The organism is Paraburkholderia fynbosensis (genome assembly GCF_902859935.1).
GTDB classification, from domain to species: Bacteria; Pseudomonadota; Gammaproteobacteria; order Burkholderiales; family Burkholderiaceae; genus Paraburkholderia; species Paraburkholderia fynbosensis.
The window spans coordinates 1-18722 of sequence record NZ_CADIKI010000045.1; the positions used below are offsets into that span (position 1 = coordinate 1).

Below are 18722 nucleotides of genomic sequence, written 5' to 3' on the forward strand. Positions count from 1 at the left end.
GACGGCGCGGTACAGATAGGTCCATTGGCCCTTGACTTTGATGTAGGTCTCGTCGACACGCCAGCTCTTGCCGACCGGGCGCTTGCAGCGGCGGAACGCCTTTTCAAGCACTGGCGGAAGCTTGATGGCCCAGCGGTGAACGGTCGAATGATCGACCGCGATCCCGCGTTCGGCCATCATCTCTTCGAGATTGCGCAAGCTCAGCGGATAGGCCACGTACCAACGCACGCACACCAACATGATCTCAAGCGGATAGTGCAACCGTTTCAGCACCTTGGCTACCGCCGGACTGAGCGCCTTCATTGTCGTTCACATCGTTCTGTAAGGTTCCCCAGCATACCAGCCGCCGCTATTGCGACGGAACCAAGGTGTCCGCATGGTGCGAACGAGCGCAATCAAGGCGATGCGCCGAAGGGTGCACGCACAGGTTTCGGGTGGTATCGCTTGCCAGCATTGACTTCCAGCCATCCGTAACGTCCACAAATCTGGTCTTTAATCGATCTGGCCGCGCAGTTCAGATCCAGTCCCGATGCGTCTCGCAGACCAATTTAGCCTCGTCAGAAAACCCACAACCGGTTGTCAGCGATACCCCGGTACTTCTTCGAGCACTTCGCGCAGCACCTCCAGGAAAACTTTTGCCGGATGCGATAACGGCTCCGAGATGGAATACACCGCCTGCACCTTGAGCGCTATTTCGGGCCGCACGGGTCGCACGTCGATACGCACGCGAAGCGCGGCGTCGAGGCATAGCGGATCGACCAGCGCAACACCGACACCTTCTTCCACAAGCGAACACGCGCTCATAGCTGAGCGCACTTCCACGGTGGGTGGCGGCCGGGTCTCGCTGCCGAATGCGGCGCCGACAATACGTCCAAGCGGGGTCTCGTGGCCATAATCAATCCACGGTCGATCTTTGAGATCGCGCAGACGCACGGTATTGCTGTCAGCCAGCCATCCACGTGGACTCGCACACACGAGTGGCACCGTCACCAGCGGTTCCGTTACGAGATTCGGATGCACGACCTCAAACATCGACACGCCCAAATAATTTTTGCCGAATAGCACCCGCGGCACGAGGTTGTTATGGGTGAGCGGTTCGAAATGCATTGGCAACTCGGGATATTGCCGGTTGAATAACGCGATCGCGCGCGGGACCAGATGCACGCCGAGGCTGGGACTGCAGACCACATTCAGCTTGCCACTGCGACCCTCCACCAGCGCACGCACCAGGTCGTCAACTCGTTGTACCCCAGCATAAGCAGCCTCCACCTCCTCGAAGATGCGCTTCGCTTCTGGCGTCGGATAAAGACGCCCACGCGCACGCTCAAATAGCAGGAACCCGAGCCGTTCCTCGGTCACCGACAAGACCCGGCTCACCGATGGTTGCGCGATGAATAACATGCGCGCGGCCTCGCTGACCGAACCGGTGATCATGATTGCGCGAAACACTTCGATCTGCCGCAGGCTCATGCTTAGCCTGCGCTGCGGGGACTCCTCGAGTGGCATGTGTTCCTTCCCGGACAGTTTGTCGCCGCAGCGATGGCGCGGCATCTTATAGCGATGGTATGCATTGCGTCTATACCTTGCAAATTTTGAACTATTTCACGCCCGGGAGGGGCAATTGATACCGTTCGGTTATCAACCTGCCCCTCGCACAGGAAGGTTTCCCTTGTCACAGCCGATCTGCGTCATCAATCCGAATTCGCTTCAGAACGTGACGGCGAGCATCGCACGTGCCATCGAGCCGCTCGCGCCGGAAAACGCTGGCTCGCTGCAATGCGTCACGCTGGATGTCGCCCCACCGGGCATCGTGTCGCAGCGCGATGCCGATCGCGCCGCGCCGCTCGTCGCCGCTTTCATCGAAGAGCACGAAGCCCGTTTCAGCGCGTTCGTGCTCGCCTGCTATAGCGATCCGGGCCTTTTCGCGGCGCGTGAAATCACGCGCAAGCCGGTCATTGGCATCGGCCAAGCCGGCATCGCTGCGGCGTCGCTGCTCGGCGAGAGGATAGGGGTGATCGCGATCAGCGCGGCCGGCATAGCCCGCCATTGGCGTTATTACCGCGCGCTCGGCCTCGAACGGAGGATTGCGGGCGAACGCTCGATCGACCTGTCCGTCGCGGAATCGGGCGATGAAACGCTCGCCCTCGAGCGAATGAGCGAGATCGCGCGGATGCTGCGCGACGCGGACGGCGCCGATGTCATCGTGTTCGGCTGCGCGGGCATGGCCGCGTTACGCGCAAAGATCGAAGCCGCCTCAGGCCTGCCCGTGATTGACCCTTGCACGGCGGCGGTGAGCTTCGCCATCGCGCGTGTACGCGACGCCGCCGGGGCGGGCTCATGAGCCACGCCGCATCCGCCTTGCCGAAGCTCGGCGTACTTGGCGGCATGGGTCCGCTGGCGACGGTCGACTTCATGCACAAGGTGATCGACGCCACTCCGGCCCACCGCGATCAGGAGCATATCCCCGTAATCGTACATAGCGTGCCGCAGATACCCGATCGCAGCACCGCGTTTCTGTCGGGTTCCGACGCGCCCTGGGACTACCTGCTTGCCGGATTGCGCGTGCTGGAAACCGCCGGGGCCGACGTGATCGCAATTCCGTGCAATACCGCACATCTGTGGCATGGCCGGCTCGCGGCATTGGCGCACGTGCCCGTGCTGCATATTGGCAAGGCAGCCTGCAACGCCATTGATCGCCGCATCGATCATGTTCGCCGCGTCGGCCTGCTCGCCACCTCGGCCACGCTGAAGGCACGCATCTATCACAACGAACTGGAGCGCGCCGGCATCGAAGCCGTGATGCCCTGCGCGAGCAGTCAGGAAACGCTAGTGATGGCCGGCATTAACGCGGTCAAAGCCGGCCAACTTGAACAAGGCCGCATGCTGCTGCGCGGCGCGGCCGAAGCGCTCGCGGACCGCCAGGTCGACGCGCTGCTGCTCGCCTGCACCGAAATCCCCGTTGCGCTCGCCGGCCTGACCTTCGGTGCGCCCGTTCTCGACGCCACAGACATGCTGGCGCGCGAATGCGTCGCCTGGTGGCAGCGTGCGCTAGCTTATTCACCTTCAATCACTCACACACATGAATGATTTCGATTTGACGATACGCGGCGGCATGGTCGCCAGCGACGTGGATACTTTCCGGGCCGACGTAGGTATCGTCGGTGACCGCATCGTCGCCATGGAAAACGGCCTGCCCGCCGGCCGGCGCGATATCGACGCAACGGGCCGCTATGTGCTGCCGGGCGGCATCGACACGCACTGCCATGTCGAGCAACGCTCGGGCATGGGCCGCATGGGCGCGGACGACTGGTACACGGCCAGCGTTTGCGCGGCCTTCGGCGGCACGACCACGATCGTGCCGTTCGCCGCGCAGCATCGCGGCACGTCGCTCGCTCAGGTGGCTGCCGACTATGCCGCGCTCGCGCGCGAAAAATCGGTGATCGACTATAGCTACCACCTGATCCTGTCCGAGACGGATCCGCAAACGCTGAACACCGATCTGCCGGAACTGATCCGCTCGGGGATTACGTCGTTCAAGGTCTACATGACCTACGAGCAGTTGAAGATCGATGACTACCAGATGCTCGACGTACTCGCCGTGGCGGCTCGCGAGCGCGCGCTCGTGATGGTGCACGCCGAAAACAACGATGTCATCAAATGGGTGTCGCAACGGCTGCTGGAACGCGGCTACACCGCCCCGAAATTTCACGGCACGAGCCACGTACAGCTCGCGGAATCGGAAGCCACGCATCGCGTGATCCAGTTGTCGCGCCTGTTCGACGTGCCGATTCTGGTCGTGCACGTGTCCGCGCGTGAGGCGCTCGCGACCATTCAGGCCGCGCAGAAGATGGGCGCGCAGGTGTATGGCGAGACCTGTCCGCACTATCTGCTGCTCACCGAAGACGACATGGACCTGCCCGGCACCGAAGGCGCCAAATATTGTTGCAGCCCGCCCCTGCGAGACGCCGACGCACAACAGGCGCTCTGGGACGCGCTTAAGCAAGGCACCTTGCAGACGCTCTCGTCGGACCACGCACCGTATCGCTACGACGCAACCGGGAAATTGCCGAAAGGCGACGCGACCACCTTCAAGGACGTCGCCAACGGCATGCCCGGCCTCGAAGCCCGCCTGCCGCTGCTGTTTTCCGAAGGCGTTAGCAAGAAGCGGCTTACATTGCCCGAATTCGTGGCGTTGAGCGCGACTAATCATGCGCGGATGTACGGACTGTTTCCGCGTAAGGGGTTGCTGCAGCCTGGCGCCGACGCCGACGTCGCGATCTGGAATCCACTGTGTGAATTCACGCTGACGGCGGCCACGCTTCACGACAACGTCGGCTATACGCCATACGAAGGCATGAGCGTGACCGGTTGGCCGGAGACAGTGGTGAGCGCGGGGCGCGTGATCGTCGAACGCGGCGAACTGCATGCCGAGCGCGGCAGCGGACGCTTCATTCCGCGTAAGACGCCGATGCCCTGCGCGATCGAACGCGAGCTCACACCTTCGACTCGCTTTTTCCGCTCGCTCAGCTACGGCGCTCACGAGCAGAAGTAAACGCTGCACATCCCCATTCATTTTCAGCAAGAGGTACTCATGAGCCATGCTCGCAAACTCGGTCTCGCCGTCGCGCAAATGGGACCCGTCCATCTGGCCGACACGCGCGCAGCTGTCGTCGCGCGCCTCGTCGACATGTTGCGCGAAGCGAAAAGCCGCAATGCCGACCTGGTCGTGTTCCCCGAAATGGCGCTGACAACCTTCTTCCCGCGCTACTGGATGAGCGAGGAAGAAGCGGTCGAACGCTTTTTCGAACGGTCCATGCCGAATGTTCATGTGCAGCCGCTGTTCGATGCTGCCCGCGAACTCGGCATCGGTTTTTATCTCGGCTATGCGGAAATCACGCCTGACGGACTCCGGTTCAATACCGCCGTGCTGGTCGACAAAGCCGCAAAGGTGATCGGCAAATACCGCAAGATTCATTTGCCCGGCCACGCCGATCATAAACCCGATGCGCCGTTTCAGCATCTCGAGAAAAAGTTTTTCGAAGTCGGCGATCGCGGCATTCCCGTATTCGAAGCATTCGGCACGAAGGTCGGCATGTGCCTGTGCAACGATCGCCGCTGGCCGGAAACCTGGCGCGTGATGTCGTTGCAAAGCGCCGAACTCGGCGTGCTCGGCTACAACACGCCGTCCTGGAACATCCACTGGAACGAACCGCCGCACTTGCGCATGCACACGCACCTGATTTCACTGCAGGCGAGCGCCTATCAGAACGCGATGTGGATCGGCGCCGCGGCGAAGTGCGGTGCGGAAGACGGCTTCCACATGATCGGTGGATCGGTGATCGTGGCGCCGTCGGGCGAGATCGTGGCACAGAGCGCCAGCGAAAGCGACGAAGTGATCTTCGCAAACGTTGACCTCGCACTGGGCGACACCTTCCGGGAACACGTCTTCAACTTTGCGAAACACCGCCGGCCCGAACACTACGGTCTGATCGTCGAACGCACCGGCGCTGGCGCGCCGCTGCCCTACAAGGACTGACGCGCCATATATCGGCATCGCGCCGACCACTCGCCACATCAGGGAATCTTTCTCGTGACACGCTATAAATCAGACGGCACAGCCGCACTAGACTCGACCGACGACGTGGCCGCACCGCGTCAATCGCCTTCGTCCACCGACCTGCACCGCCCTGCGCGTGCGCTAATCGCAGCCGTCTCCGGTTATGCGATGGACGGCTTTGATCTGTTGATCCTCGGGTTCATGCTCAGCCTCATCTCCGCCGACCTTGGGCTGACGAGTTCACAAGCCGGCTCGCTCGTCACGTGGACGCTGGTGGGCGGCGTCCTGGGCGGCATCGGCTTCGGCATTCTCAGCGACTATCTCGGCCGCGTGCAGGTTCTGACCTATACCATTCTGGTGTTCGCACTGTTCACCGGTTTGTGCGCGCTCGCCACCAGCTACTGGGATCTGCTTGCCTATCGCTTCGTTGCCGGCGTGGGGCTGGGTGGCGAGTTCGGCATCGGCATGGCGCTCGCCATCGAGGCGTGGCCGGCCGAAAAGCGCGGCCGCGTCTCGTCGTATGTCGGCATGGGCTGGCAAGCCGGCGTGCTGGCAGCGGCCGTGGTCACACCGCTGTTGCTGCCGCATATCGGCTGGCGCGGCATGTTCGTGGTCGGGCTCTTTCCTGCTGTCGGGTCGTTCATCATCCGCAAGGCGATCGGCGAATCGCAACTGTTCGTGCGCAAGGCGGCTTCGGTCAAACGCGAGTTCCCGGTCAAGACGCTGTTTCGCGACGCCACCGCCATACGCCGCAGTATTGGCGTCATCATTCTGTGCTCGGTGCAAAACTTCGGGTACTACGCAATGATCGTGTGGATGCCTGCCTATCTGTCGAAGACGTTCGGCTACACGCTGGGGAAATCCGCTATATGGACAGGCAGTTCAATTATCGGCATGCTGGTCGGCATCTGGATCTTCGGACAGGTTGCGGACCGCGTCGGACGCAAACCGGCCTTCATCGGCTACCAGATCGGCGCGCTCGTCATGGTGCTGATCTACTCGACGCTAAGGTCGCCCGATGCGCTGCTGATCGGCGGCATCTTTATGGGCGTTTTCGTCAATGGCATGATGGGTGGTTATGGCGCCCTGATGGCCGAGTTGTACCCCACCCATGCCCGCAGCACAGCACAGAACGTTCTGTGGAGCATCGGCCGTGCGGTTGGCGGTTTCGGACCGCTTGCCATCGGTGCGCTGGCGGCGCACTACTCGTTCGGCACCGCGATTGCGCTGCTCGCCAGTATCTACCTCATTGACATAGTGGCGACGCTGTTTCTGATTCCCGAGTTGCGCGGCGTCGAACTCGAATGACCCATGGCTTGCGGGACGGAGCGGGCGCTCGGCACCACGCCGCTCGCTGAAGCCGCGAAAACCAAACGAAGTCCAGTACGTTCGGCGAGTTTTCCTGCTTTCACGCAGCGACCGCCCGGCCTTCGTCAGCTCGACGCGGCGTGAAAAGCGAGAACAACGTCGTGCCGTAGTCCGGCGGTAACCACGAGGAACTACACGATCTTGCGGTGGCCAATAACTATGACACGCTCTCCATCGCGTTTTGCGGTGTCTTTCAATTCGGCACGAATCTCGCTTGCCGCACGGCTACGTTTGAATCACTCTCGTCGAGTCCACCATGACAGTGCAGGGTGGCGAACTTGCGACCGAGCCGACTCCGCCAACTCTGTTCATGCTACAAGGCGAGTCTTTGGCTCAGTTCGGCCATGAACCGCCCTTGAGTTCTGTTTGGCGCACGACGCTGATAGTTGACGAGCGGTCGTTTTGCCGCGCGCCCTTCGTTTTCCTCAATATCCCCGACCATATGCTTGGTGTAGTTGCCCCTGCGGGCAACTCGCTTGCCCTTTACCCTAATGGTCAAATGGGTCAGGCTAAGTGATTCTTTGACAGCGTGAGAGGTTACACACTCCCAAACTGGAGGCCGTCATGTCTGACCCGAAAGAACCCGCAGAGCCCGGTACTCGTAGAGCATTTCTGAAGAATGTGGCCGTCACCGGAGCCGCGACCGGCTTGTCCGGCGTCATGGGAGAAGCGCTGGCGCAAACGGCGGCTGCGCGGGCTACCAGTGCGACCAACAAACCGGCGACGCCGGCAACCCTCGACATCAACAGACAATACGCCGAGTTCCTTTCGTTCGCCGACGCACAGGATTTCGAGGACGCCAGCCGCGGTCTGGTCGCAACGCTTCCTGAGCCGGTCATCATCAAGGGAAAAGGCAATTTTCCCGCGTGGGACCTGCGACAATTCGCCTTCGTTAAAGGGGGACCGGAAAACAACGCCCCACCGACGGTCAATCCGAGTCTCTGGCGTAATGCCAAGCTCAACATGCATCACGGCCTCTTTCAGGTGGTCGATGGCATCTGGCAGGTGCGGGGTTATGACCTGTCCGTGATGAGCATCATTCGCGGCAACCAGGGCTACATCGTGATTGACCCGTTCGTCACCGAGGACGTCGCAACGGTTGTCTGGAAGGAGTTGGTCATTCCGCATCTGGGCGACAAGCCCATTACGCACGTCATCTACACGCATAGCCACGTAGACCATTATGGTGGCGTGCGCGGCCTCGTCAGTGAGGAGGACGTGAGCGCAGGCAAGGTGAAGATCGTGGCGCCAGCCGGCTTCACTGAGGCGGCAGTGGGTGAAAACATCATTGCCGGCAATGCAATGGGACGGCGGGCAAGCTACATGTATGGCTCACTCCTGACGCGAAATCCCACGGGAGGTGTCGATGGTGGGCTTGGCAAGACAACGTCGGTCGGCACGATCACCCTGATCACGCCGACGATGTTCGCCGAGAAGACCGGGCAGACCATGACACTCGACGGCGTGGAACTGACTGTTCTGATGGCGCCCGAGTCCGAGGCACCGTCAGAATTCATGTTCTATCTGCCAAAGTTCAAGGCATTCTGCGCGGCGGAAGATGCGACGCATACGCTGCACAACCTGTACACCCTGCGCGGCGCCAAGGTGCGGGATGCATTGCTTTGGTCTAAATACCTGCAAGCTTCGATCGACATGTTCGGTGACGATGCGCAAGTGCTGTTTGCATCGCACTACTGGCCGACCTGGGGCAACGACCGCATCCTGTCGTTCCTCGGTGCCCAGCGCGATATGTACCGCTATCTGCACGACCAGACCATGCGTCTCGCCAATTCGGGGCTTACGCCCCTTGAAATTGGCGAGAAGATCCGCTTGCCGGACAGTCTTGCGAAACGCTGGTACTGCCGGAGCTACTACGGCACGGTTTATCACGACGTCGTCGCGCAATACAACCTGCGTCTTGGCTTCTTCGATGGCGTGCCCGCGAATCTGCATCGCCTGCCACCCGTGGAGAGCGGCAAGCGCTATGTCGAATTCATGGGTGGCGCCGCTGCCGTTCTGAGTAAGGCACAGGCCTATTACGACCAGGGCGAATACCGTTGGGTCGCCGAGGTCGTAAATCACGTCGTGTTCAGCAACCCGCAGAATACGGCGGCAAAGCAGATGCTGGCGGACGCTTACGAGCAGCTCGGCTATCAGTCCGAGTCGGCTTCGTGGCGAAACTTTTATCTAACAGGAGCACAGGAACTGCGCGTTGGTATCAAGAAGGTTCCCGCGCCTGCGCCTCAGAGCCCCGACACGATTCGTGCGATGCCCCTCGATATGTTTCTCGACTTCCTCGGCATTCGTTTGAATGGCGACCGTGCGGCCGGCAAGTCGATATTGCTCAATCTCACGCTGACCGACACGAAGGAAAATTACGTAGTCGGCGTGGAAAACAGTGCGATTCACTATTCGAAAGGGAAAACATCCAACTCCGCGAATGCCTCGATCACGATGACGCGCGCCAACCTGAACAACGTGATGCTTGGCTCGACCACCATGCAAAAGCTGGTGATGTCAGGTGATGCCAAAATCGATGGTGATAGCCAGAAGCTCGGCGAATTCATCTCATGGCTCGACAACTTTGAGTTCTACTTCAACATCGTCACGCCGTGAGGTTCTGCAATGTGTGCAATCTGTGACTTCAAGATTGAGTTTGGCGTCGGACATCCTCAGGCGCTGGCAGTGGCCGTTGCAACGCGAAAGGCGATCGAGGCGGGTTTGCTCCGGCAACTCGAGACGGAAGAAGGAGCGCTCGCGCAGGCGCGCTTAAGGATGACGGCGGTCGACACCCTCAATGGATTGCAGGATCGGGTTCAGGAAGCTCTAACGGTCGACGATCTCCTGAGCCTGCCAGACTTCTATGTTCTGCTCATCGAAAATGAAACGTGGGGCTTTTTCCACGCGACGGAAGACGGCTTCGACCCCGATATTGTGCCGGAGCGCCCCGACGTACTTTCCGAAAGCGTCGAGGTGCGCAGCCTGGTGCTTGTAACATCTCAGGTGGCGCTGCAGGCTTGGCTCGACAGCGAAATAAACACGGGTCAGTTGAATACGGAATCGCTTCTGTTCATTGATGGTCCGGCCGAACAGCGGGATAAACTGCTTTCAATGCTTAAGGCCAGTTCAATGACGGCCGTCAGCCCGACGGTAGCATTTGGCTGATACTGCGCGACCGTGATTTGGCTCATCGGCCCGACACGAAGAAGTCTGCCTTGACTCGCATCAGAGGGGACAGATTGGCATCCCGTAGTTAAGCGCCACTGCTCGTGACAGCGGAATGGCTACTATTGCGAGCAGTGGCGACTTTCGGGAAGATTACCCTCAAGGACCGGTCAGGGTCGACAAGACTCATTCGCCAAAAACGAATGCGGACATTCGCCGCTACAGGGTCGCGAACGTCGCCTACGCCCGTCGCGTCCTCGGCTGCCGGTGCGACGAAGGAAACGAGGTCCACGTCGTCGCGGGTCGGTTGCTGGCGCACGCTCAGAGAGGCGCGTATTCTCGACCTGCGCAAATTGCCGGCGATACCGGGGATATTCTCAGACGCAACGCGTCAGAAACGCTTGGATTGAGTTTTTTGAACAGCTTTACAAAAGCTATCGCGAGTCCCGTTGCGCGGGACGATCGCGTGCACGTCGAATATCTACCGTCCCAGGTGGTGTCCGAGTTCTTGCCAGACTTCGAGTTTGAGGATGGTCGGCTTGACGGCGTTGCATATAACAGCGTCGTTGACCCGAGAACTTGGAACGTTGCGCTTTTCGTTGAGACTTCCGCCTTGCGCGGCGAAGAAGAGCCGCGCCCCGAAAGCCGCTGGTCGAGGCCGCCGACGCCGTGGCTTCAGTTCGTGCGCGCTATTCGCGCCTAGTCGCTACTCTCAACAAACGTCTCGTCCCGCAACAGAAGCGACTTTGCCGCGACGGCCGGGGAGAGAGTTGCTCAGATTCGGAGCGGGTGGGGGCGGCAACAAGGCACTAACTCGTCGGTTCCATCGTTCTGTGGCGGAACCGGTGACCGTCGCCACCGCACTCTGGAATGCTCATATCGTGACTTCCTTGTCGACCGCCGCTTGCGCGACTTCGACGTCACGTACAGCTCGGCAAAGTTTATGGGGACAATGGAAAGGGTCCCCGTCGGAGGAAGAAACTCGGGGATCAGCCCGCTCATTCGGCGGATCCATCGCTTGACGATCGCGACGTTTGTGACCAAGGGCGGACTGCCAGGCGCGTCGACGCGTATCGAATCGGCTGCATCAGTGGCAATCTGCACTTCGTGAAAAGACTCGACGCTGACAATATTCGAATCAGCCTCGTCCATTTCAGTATGAAGCCGCCGAAGGGCTTCGAGTGCCAGTCGGGTGATTGCTGCAATCGCCTGTAACCTCATCTTCTCCGACAAACCCGCACGACGACGGTCCAAAAACCAAACTGCGGTGGGGACAATGATTGCGACAAGAAGCGAACCATGGACCCGACCGCTTGCACCCATGCGGCCATCGCCTGATAGTCGGCGTTGGCATAGGGGTGTCGTTGGTTACGTCTCCAACGAATTCGATGTAGATTTTGCCAGAACGAGCGTCGGGCCACGCGCCATGCGTGGATCAAATGTCATCGTAGAGCACGGCTAGCCGATAGAGGTCCAGAGTGGGCTTTTCCGGAGAGTGTGGAAAAGGAGTGTATGCGCCGCTCACGACGCCTGCCTGTTCCGCGAGGTCATCAAAGCAGTACACCATGCCTTCTTTGACGAGGCTGCTCACATCCAAGACGCATTCCGCGTTGCACGGGGCCAATTCAAGTATCGCTACTGCCGCGCATTCCAGACTGGTGCACGGAAATGCCAGACTATTGATTTGAAGCAATGTATCGGATGATCCTCGATCTCGCGCGTCGTTAGGGCCGCCAGGAAGACTCATCCAACAATTGGAGATGCTATCGGCCAAAAGGTCGATGTCGACGAAATCATTTGACGCTTGGTACGGTTCGGCAAATTTGCCGTCGCCGGCTCCGTCGAGACGATGCGACGCTTTGAGCGCGGCGAGCCAATCGTCCAGATTGGCTCGCCGAACAGTATCTGCGCGCCTAGACGCCACATCAGGAGTGTCGGCCCGGTAAGGCAGCTTGGTGAAATTTTCAACCTTATCGGCATACCTGTTGAAGTCGCGTTCGAGCGAAGCGCGGGTGAACCCGGTCATTTCGAGACGTTGACGCAATTCAGCTGCCGTAACCACATATAGATACTGAAGTTTCGACGAATGATCGTGCGCATCGGTTACAGTCCGGACAACCATGTCACCCCGAACGAAAAACCATCGGCGATAACCGTAAAACATTTCACTAATTGTCGAGCCGGCTATTTCGATAGAAGCGTAAGGCATTGTCTGTTTCCAGGTTGCGAAGGGAGTGTATTGCGGATTTTAATTAACGCAGTAGCGCGCTTTTAAATTGAAAATCTCGATGATAAGATATCACCTATTTCGTGCATATTGTTTAAATATTGTGGATGATTTTTATTTTAAGTTTATGTTTTCGAAAAATAGTAGTTAATAGCGCTATTTTTCGAGATGGCTTCTTTTTTGTTCTTGAGCGTCGATAGGCAGATACCGGCGTCGGGCGCTGCGCAGACAGCTCCCTGTCCGTCCTGCGGTTGCTACGCCGGCTCATCTTCCATGGCGAACCTAGCCCCATTCCTGCGGGGCCACGCATTTGAAGACGACATACCGTTTCAGCAAAGAATCGGCTCACGCCACGCGTGGCTCAGATGTCATCGTAAAGCGCGGCGAGCTGGTAAGGGTCCAGCTTGGGCTCCTCCACGGCACATTGATCGCTTTCTTCCGCGGTCGGCCCGTCCTCGACCGGGAGCCATTCCTGACCTTCGCGCCTCGTCACGTCGTCGAAAGCCCTTGAGCCCTCGTATCTCACGAAGTCAGTGACATCCAGCTCGCATGGGGCATCGTCCTCGACGACTTCGAGCATTGCCACTGCCAGGCATTCCAGGCTGGCACAAGGGAAGCCGAACCGATTGTGTCGCGGGAGTGCATCGCGAGTCTCCCCGATATAGCGAGATAGGCTGATGCATTGCGTCAGCATCTGGATATCGATGAGTGGATCGGATGCACGGTATTCGTAGAAGCGGGCGTCGGTGAATTGCCCGGCCGCTATGCAGTGCTGCAACAGTCCGAGCGCACAGAGCCAATCGTCGAGAGCCGCGTACTGGACCGAGTGTGCGCGACGATGCGCTTCTTCAGGGGTGTCGCGGAGATGCTGCAAATCCGTGAAATGCACGACCTTGTCTTTGTACTCGAGAAATTCGCGTTCGAGCGATTCCCGGGTGAAGCCCGCACGTCGCAGCCGCTGACGAAGCTCAGCTGCGGTGGTCATGTACAAATAGCGAACATCGTATCCACCACGGCCCGGATCCCAGATTATCCGGTCGTCTTTTTCAAAATGCCACAGACTAAAACCCTTTCCATTTCGCTGAAGGGTTGCTCGCCGACTGAAATATAGGCAATGGACATGACGGTTTCGTTGAAAAGGTGGAAAATGCGGCCCCTCAAGCGAAGACATAATGAGGAGACGTTAGAACCCGGTTGAGTGCTGATTTTTTCAGAGATTACCATTGGTTCGGTCGGTGCGAATTGCTTTTTAGGTTTATTTTTTAATATAAAATCGTTTTGTCAAAGTCGCATTGTAAATAAGCAGAGTTTCTTCACGGATTTGTTTTCGTTGCGGCTGGTCTTGCACGCCCCAGCGCTTCCGAGGGCGCGCGTGATCGGAAAGTCGGACCCGCAGTAAGTGCACGCCGCAGTTTGGCAGGTGCACATGAGCACCTGCCCGCTGGTTGCTGTGCAATGGAGGCAGCGTCCGCGCACACAGTCATGCCTGGTTACCCTCGAGTTGCGGACTGGCGGTCCGCGTCGACCCCATGACGGGAGGGCAACCAATCGTTCCCTCGTTGCCGTCTTCTCCTCTGTCAGGAACGAACTTTTGCCGGTAGGCATTTCGGCTATTCAAATTTTCGTGCTATCGCGATGTTCGACGAGCAGTTCCCGTCCAGGGAAGGCGCCGCCGAAGCCAGGAAGCAGATCACCGCGATTACGCCTCTGGCGCGCTTGGCGCGCTCCAAGGAGATCGCTTCCGTAGCGTTATTGCTCGCCTCTGACCAAAGCAGCTAAGTCGCCGGTATCGACCTGCTGGTCGACGGCGGCCTGACGGCTGTCTAGACTGAAAAGGACTTTGCCGTACCCGACCTCATCCCGCTACACGCATAGCCAGGAGACAATGCAAGCTCTCCTATCCGCTGGCACTGCCGCAGTAAGTGAAAGAAACAGTTGTGTTCGCGTCGGCGCGCTTGAAGTCGATGCCGGTAGCAAGCCAGCGGCCGCTCGTCGATTGCAGCGAACCGAATGTCAAATCACAGCCGCACTCATCGCGAAGGCTTAACACCCCTCATGGGCTCCACGCCCGCATCGCTTTCCTAACCGCCTCGGAACCGAGTAGTTGGTCGCCCGCTTTATGTTGTACGCCAGCACGTGCAAGCTCATCTCTGTGCTCACCCGCTCGAAGGTCCGCGTAAGGAAATGAGTGCCTCCCATCCATGCCTTGATCGTGCCGAACGGGTGCTCGACAGCCTGTCGCCGGATGCGCATCAGCTCGGGCGCATGATCAAGTCGAATCTGCATCTCATCAAGAACATCGTCGTGCTCCCAGCGCGCTACACGACGTTGAGGGCCTGGCGTGCAGTCCCCGTTTAGCAAACACTGCTGGCAATTCGAACTCAAGTACTTGCTTATCTTTAGCCCGCGCTCAACGGTTGAGAATCGCCAGATAAGCCGCTCGCCTGCCGGGCATCGATATTCGTTCGTCTTTGCGTTGTAAATGAAGTCTTCCTTGCCGAAGCGCCCATGAGCCGTTGCGCTCGATGTCACCGTCTTCGGAACGAACAGTGCGCTAATAATATTCTGCGGCACGACCGAATGATCCGGTTACGCAGATGGCTAAGCCCGTATCTTCATTATGCTCTCCCGGCTCCAGGGAGAAAATGCCACGGTGACGTTAAGAAGCGTGGGCGCGGCGTGTACCGCAACGGTCCGCAATGCACTTGCGCAGATAATGTAGCGGTCATTCGAGTGAAAGGAAAGGGCGGAATCCGATATTGCCCCAAGGGGAAATCGGGTTGCCCCAAGTCCCTATGGTTGTGTGCCGGCTTCTGGATAACACTCCGAAGACAGACGAACTGTTAGCGCATGCGTTTTATTGTGCGAACAACTTGGTTGATTGTCCTTGTGGCGTTTTGCCCTACGATTTTTTGGGGTGAAAAGCGCCGACTGCGGGGAAAGCCGGACGGTGTCTCGCGGTTTTGCCCAAAAGGAAAACGGCCTGCCCGAAGTACTTATGGTGCCAGGCACGCTTGTGTGCAACGAATTGCCAGTGGCTAGGCGGATCGCCTGCAGGGATGATATGCCGGGCCTGATTGTGATCCTCGAAGACGATGCCAGCTTGCGACGCGCAGTCGAGCGTTTGCTGAGCGTAGCGGGATTTGACGCGCGCTCCTTTGGCAGCGCGGAAGAACCTGGCGCGGTTGATAGTGCTTCATCAGCGGATTGCCTGATCCTCGACGTGCAGTTGCCGGGGCTATCGGGTCTGGCGTTCTATGAAACGCTGCGTGTGCCGCGCCCGCCTGCGGTATTCATCACTGCCTTCGACAGTGCGGCTACGCGTGAGGCAGTGGAAAGGACGGGGCCGCACGCGGCGCTGATCAAACCGTTTCTGGGCAAGGCGCTGCTGGATGCGGTTCACAATGCAACGCGCGGGCCGCCCTGAAGATGGCAATAGAACACGTTGTATTTTACGTGCCACATGTTGTGGGGCACCACGAAAAAATGGCGAAAACGAGGCTGCGCAGCAATACATCGTGCACGACGACCATGCCGGTCTTCCCGATCCAGTTCCTGCGGATCGCTCCCGGTCCTCCTCCTCAACGCTAATCTGATTCGAAAGTATTCCACCCAAGCCAGGCATTGATCGATACCCAGAGGAACATGATGAAACCTGAAACATGCATCACGGCGCTTGCCAGGCCCGTCAAACGAGCACCTTTTGCTTTGGTGACGGCAGCCCTGCTGAGCGTTGCGATAAACGGGCAGGCGCAGACAGACGCGCAGCAGCCCACGAAGCCCAATATCGTGCTGATCGTGGCAGATGATGTGGGTTGGGGCGATCTTGGTGTCTATGGTGGCGGAGAGGGGCGCGGTATTCCGACGCCCAATCTCGACAGGATGGCCGACGAAGGCATGACATTTTTCGATTTCTACGGCCAGCCGAGTTGTACGCCGGGCCGCGCCGCTATGCAAACGGGCCGGAATCCTAATCGCAGCGGCATGACGACCGTTTCATTCCAGGGACAGGGGGGCGGATTGCCACACGCGGAATGGACCCTCGCTTCCGTATTAAAGCTTGCGCATTACAACACGTATTTCACGGGTAAATGGCACCTTGGCGAATCGGACTATGCCTTGCCCAATGCACAAGGCTACGACGACATGAAATACGCCGGGCTGTATCACCTGAACGCCTACACCTACTCCGATCCAAAGTGGTTCCCCGACATGGACCAGCAGACCCGCGACCTGTTCGTAAAGGTAACGAGGGGAATGCTTTCGGGCAAGGCCGGAGAAAAACCGCACGAGGACTTCAAGCTGAACGGCGAATATCAGAACGAGCCTGACAAGGGAATCGTCGGCATCCCGTTTGTGGACCGTTACATCGAGAAGGCAGGCCTGGACGATATCGACGATGCCGCGCAACGCGGACAGCCATTCTTCATCAACATTAACTTTATGAAGGTCCACCAGCCGAATATGCCTGATCCGGACTACATCGGCAAGTCGTTATCGAAGGCGAAATACGCGGACTCGCTCGTTGAACTGGATGCACGTGTTGGACATATCCTGGACAAGTTGCGCGAGAAGGGGCTCGACAAGAACACGCTCGTCTTCTTCACGACGGACAACGGCGCATGGCAGGACGTGTATCCGGACGCGGGATATACGCCGTTTCGCGGCACCAAAGGAACCGACCGGGAAGGCGGTACGCGCGTGCCGGCTATCGCCTGGTGGCCCGGCAAGATCAAGCCGCACACGCGAAACTACGACATCCTGGGCGGACTTGACTTCATGGCGACGTTCGCTGCAATGGCCAGCGTCGACCTGCCCAAGAATGATCGCGAAGGCAAGCCAATCATCTTTGACAGCTATGACATGTCGCCGGTGCTGTTTGGCACAGGAAAGAGCAAGCGCACCGCGTGGTTCTATTTCACCGAAAACGAGCTGACACCGGGGGCGGTGCGCGTCGGTCAGTTCAAGGCGGTGTTCAATCTTCGCGGCGACGGAGGCGCGGACACCGGTGGCCTCGCCGTAGACACAAACCTCGGCTGGAAGGGGCCCGAGAGTTATGTGGCGACGGTTCCGCAAGTGTTCGATCTCTATCAGGATCCTCAGGAGCGCTACGACATCTTTATGAACAACTACACGGAACACACCTGGACGCTGGTGGCGTTCAACGCCGCCGTCAAGGATATGATGCAGACTTATGTGAAGTATCCGCCGCGCAAGCTGCAGAGCGAAGGCTATTCGGGCCCGATTACGCTGACCCAATATCAACGACTCAGCTATATCCGCGACGAACTGCAAAAGAATGGCTTCAACATTCCGATGCCAAGCGGGAACTGATGGGCTGAACGCGCCGGACGATCGGAACGCATCGATTGTCCGGACGCGGCAATGCGCAGTCTGCGTACTTTTCAGCGGCCGGGGATATCAATGCGCTTCTTCAAAGATTACTTGTGGTCGCGACGGCTGACGGGAGTCCTCGTTTTCGCGTGCGTGGTTTTGGGCGCCTGTGCCAGTCACGAAGGACCATCGGCGGGGACCCCGGCAGCGGCCACGCAGCAGACGCTTTCCAATGAGCCATCGGCAGCGGCGTTGCCCTCGTGGCAGGACGGCGCGGCGCGTGCCGCCATCCTCAAGTTCTTCGCCGACATAACGCGCGAAGGGTCCACTACCTATGTGCCGCCGGAGGCACGCATCGCGGTATTCGATAACGACGGTACGCTCTGGAGCGAGCAGCCCATGCCGTTCCAGTTGTCGTTCATGATCGAACAATTGAAGGCCGCCGCGCCCCGGCATCCGGATTGGCAGAAAAATCCCGCGTTCAGGGCGTTTCTCGCGCACGACACTGCGGCTCTCGCGCAGAACCGCAAGGCGCTTCTTCAGATGATCGCGGTCGCCAACAGTGGCATGACGACCGACGAATACGACCAGTCGATTCGCAACTGGCTCGCGAGTGCGAAGCACCCAACATTCAATCGGCCCTACACCGAACTGGTGTATCAGCCACAACTCGAACTGCTCGATTTGTTGCGGGCGAATGGTTTCAAAATCTGGATCGTCTCGGGCGGCACGGCTGAATTCATGCGCGTGTGGGTGACCGAAGCCTACGGTATTCCGCCCGACAGGGTGGTGGGCACAGAAGAGAAGCTGAAGTACGAAGTGCGCGACGGCAAGCCCGTTCTGGTGCGCCAACCCGGCTTCGATTTCGTCGATGACGGTCCCGGAAAACCGGTCGGCATATTCCGCGCAATCGGCGGTCGCCCGATCCTCGCATTCGGCAATTCCGATGGCGATCGTGAGATGCTCGAGTACACGGCGGGTGGCCCCGGCGAAACGCTTGCACTGCTGCTGCATCACGACGATGCTGAGCGTGAATTCGCCTACGACCGGCAATCGTCGTTGGCTCGGCTC

Annotated in this window: 17 protein-coding genes and 1 pseudogene; 13 read left to right on the plus strand and 5 right to left on the minus strand. The window is 59.0% G+C overall.

Annotated elements, in window-relative coordinates:
• Positions 1-303: IS6 family transposase (locus tag HV770_RS37090; protein WP_175166376.1), on the minus strand; the 303-nt coding region annotated here is incomplete at its 3' end.
• A 276-nt stretch (positions 304-579) separates the two neighbouring features.
• Entirely contained in the window at positions 580-1470 is an 891-nt protein-coding gene (locus HV770_RS37095; protein ID WP_175166377.1) for a LysR substrate-binding domain-containing protein, read from the minus strand.
• A gap of 199 nt (positions 1471-1669) precedes the next feature.
• Between HV770_RS37095 and HV770_RS37100 the strand changes: the two genes are divergently transcribed.
• From HV770_RS37100 to HV770_RS37140, 9 genes are all read left to right on the plus strand, one after another.
• A complete protein-coding gene (locus tag HV770_RS37100; RefSeq protein WP_175166378.1) occupies positions 1670-2341 on the plus strand; it encodes an aspartate/glutamate racemase family protein in 672 nt (223 codons plus the stop codon).
• The gene (cuyB, locus tag HV770_RS37105) at positions 2338-3087 is read left to right on the plus strand and encodes a cysteate racemase (RefSeq protein WP_175166379.1); all 750 of its coding nucleotides are present in this window, start codon (positions 2338-2340) and stop codon (positions 3085-3087) included. The genes HV770_RS37100 and cuyB overlap by 4 nt, the downstream gene beginning before the upstream one ends.
• Entirely contained in the window at positions 3080-4552 is a 1473-nt protein-coding gene (gene hydA, locus HV770_RS37110) for a dihydropyrimidinase (protein WP_175166380.1), read from the plus strand. The genes cuyB and hydA overlap by 8 nt, the downstream gene beginning before the upstream one ends.
• Before the next feature lie 39 nt (positions 4553-4591).
• Complete coding sequence (locus HV770_RS37115) at positions 4592-5536, plus strand: N-carbamoyl-D-amino-acid hydrolase (RefSeq protein WP_175166381.1); 945 nt, start codon at positions 4592-4594, stop codon at positions 5534-5536.
• A 105-nt stretch (positions 5537-5641) separates the two neighbouring features.
• Positions 5642-6865, plus strand: coding sequence for an MFS transporter (locus HV770_RS37120; protein WP_175166391.1), 1224 nt, complete (start codon positions 5642-5644; stop codon positions 6863-6865).
• 316 nt (positions 6866-7181) lie between these two features.
• Positions 7182-7442, plus strand: coding sequence for a hypothetical protein (locus HV770_RS37125; RefSeq protein WP_175166382.1), 261 nt, complete (start codon positions 7182-7184; stop codon positions 7440-7442).
• A gap of 47 nt (positions 7443-7489) precedes the next feature.
• Positions 7490-9541, plus strand: coding sequence for an alkyl/aryl-sulfatase (locus HV770_RS37130; protein WP_175166383.1), 2052 nt, complete (start codon positions 7490-7492; stop codon positions 9539-9541).
• Between the two features lie 9 nt (positions 9542-9550).
• The gene (locus HV770_RS37135) at positions 9551-10090 is read left to right on the plus strand and encodes a hypothetical protein (protein ID WP_175166384.1); all 540 of its coding nucleotides are present in this window, start codon (positions 9551-9553) and stop codon (positions 10088-10090) included.
• A 115-nt stretch (positions 10091-10205) separates the two neighbouring features.
• Entirely contained in the window at positions 10206-10793 is a 588-nt protein-coding gene (locus tag HV770_RS37140) for an RES domain-containing protein (protein ID WP_175166385.1), read from the plus strand.
• Between the two features lie 732 nt (positions 10794-11525).
• Here the strand turns inward: HV770_RS37140 and HV770_RS37145 are convergent.
• Positions 11526-12299, minus strand: a complete 774-nt coding sequence (locus HV770_RS37145) for a HEPN/Toprim-associated domain-containing protein (protein ID WP_175166386.1) — start codon at positions 12297-12299, stop codon at positions 11526-11528.
• 379 nt (positions 12300-12678) lie between these two features.
• On the minus strand, positions 12679-13488 hold the full coding sequence (locus HV770_RS37150) for a HEPN/Toprim-associated domain-containing protein (protein WP_175166387.1): 810 nt from the start codon (positions 13486-13488) through the stop codon (positions 12679-12681).
• A gap of 464 nt (positions 13489-13952) precedes the next feature.
• Between HV770_RS37150 and HV770_RS37155 the strand changes: the two genes are divergently transcribed.
• Entirely contained in the window at positions 13953-14096 is a 144-nt protein-coding gene (locus HV770_RS37155; RefSeq protein ID WP_175166388.1) for a hypothetical protein, read from the plus strand.
• 274 nt (positions 14097-14370) lie between these two features.
• On the opposite strand, the pseudogene HV770_RS37160 reads toward HV770_RS37155, so the two are convergent.
• A pseudogene (locus HV770_RS37160) lies at positions 14371-14864 on the minus strand (transposase); the annotation flags it as partial.
• Positions 14865-15234: 370 nt separating this feature from the next.
• Here HV770_RS37160 and HV770_RS37165 point away from each other — a divergent pair.
• The 3 genes from HV770_RS37165 to HV770_RS37175 form a co-directional block, all read left to right on the plus strand.
• Complete coding sequence (locus tag HV770_RS37165; RefSeq protein ID WP_175166389.1) at positions 15235-15744, plus strand: response regulator transcription factor; 510 nt, start codon at positions 15235-15237, stop codon at positions 15742-15744.
• Positions 15745-15962: 218 nt separating this feature from the next.
• Positions 15963-17651 (plus strand): arylsulfatase, encoded by a 1689-nt coding sequence (locus tag HV770_RS37170; RefSeq protein WP_246291605.1) that lies wholly within the window; start codon positions 15963-15965, stop codon positions 17649-17651.
• A 90-nt stretch (positions 17652-17741) separates the two neighbouring features.
• Positions 17742-18722, plus strand: a 981-nt coding sequence (locus HV770_RS37175) for an HAD family hydrolase (RefSeq protein ID WP_175166390.1), incomplete at its 3' end; no start/stop codon positions are given.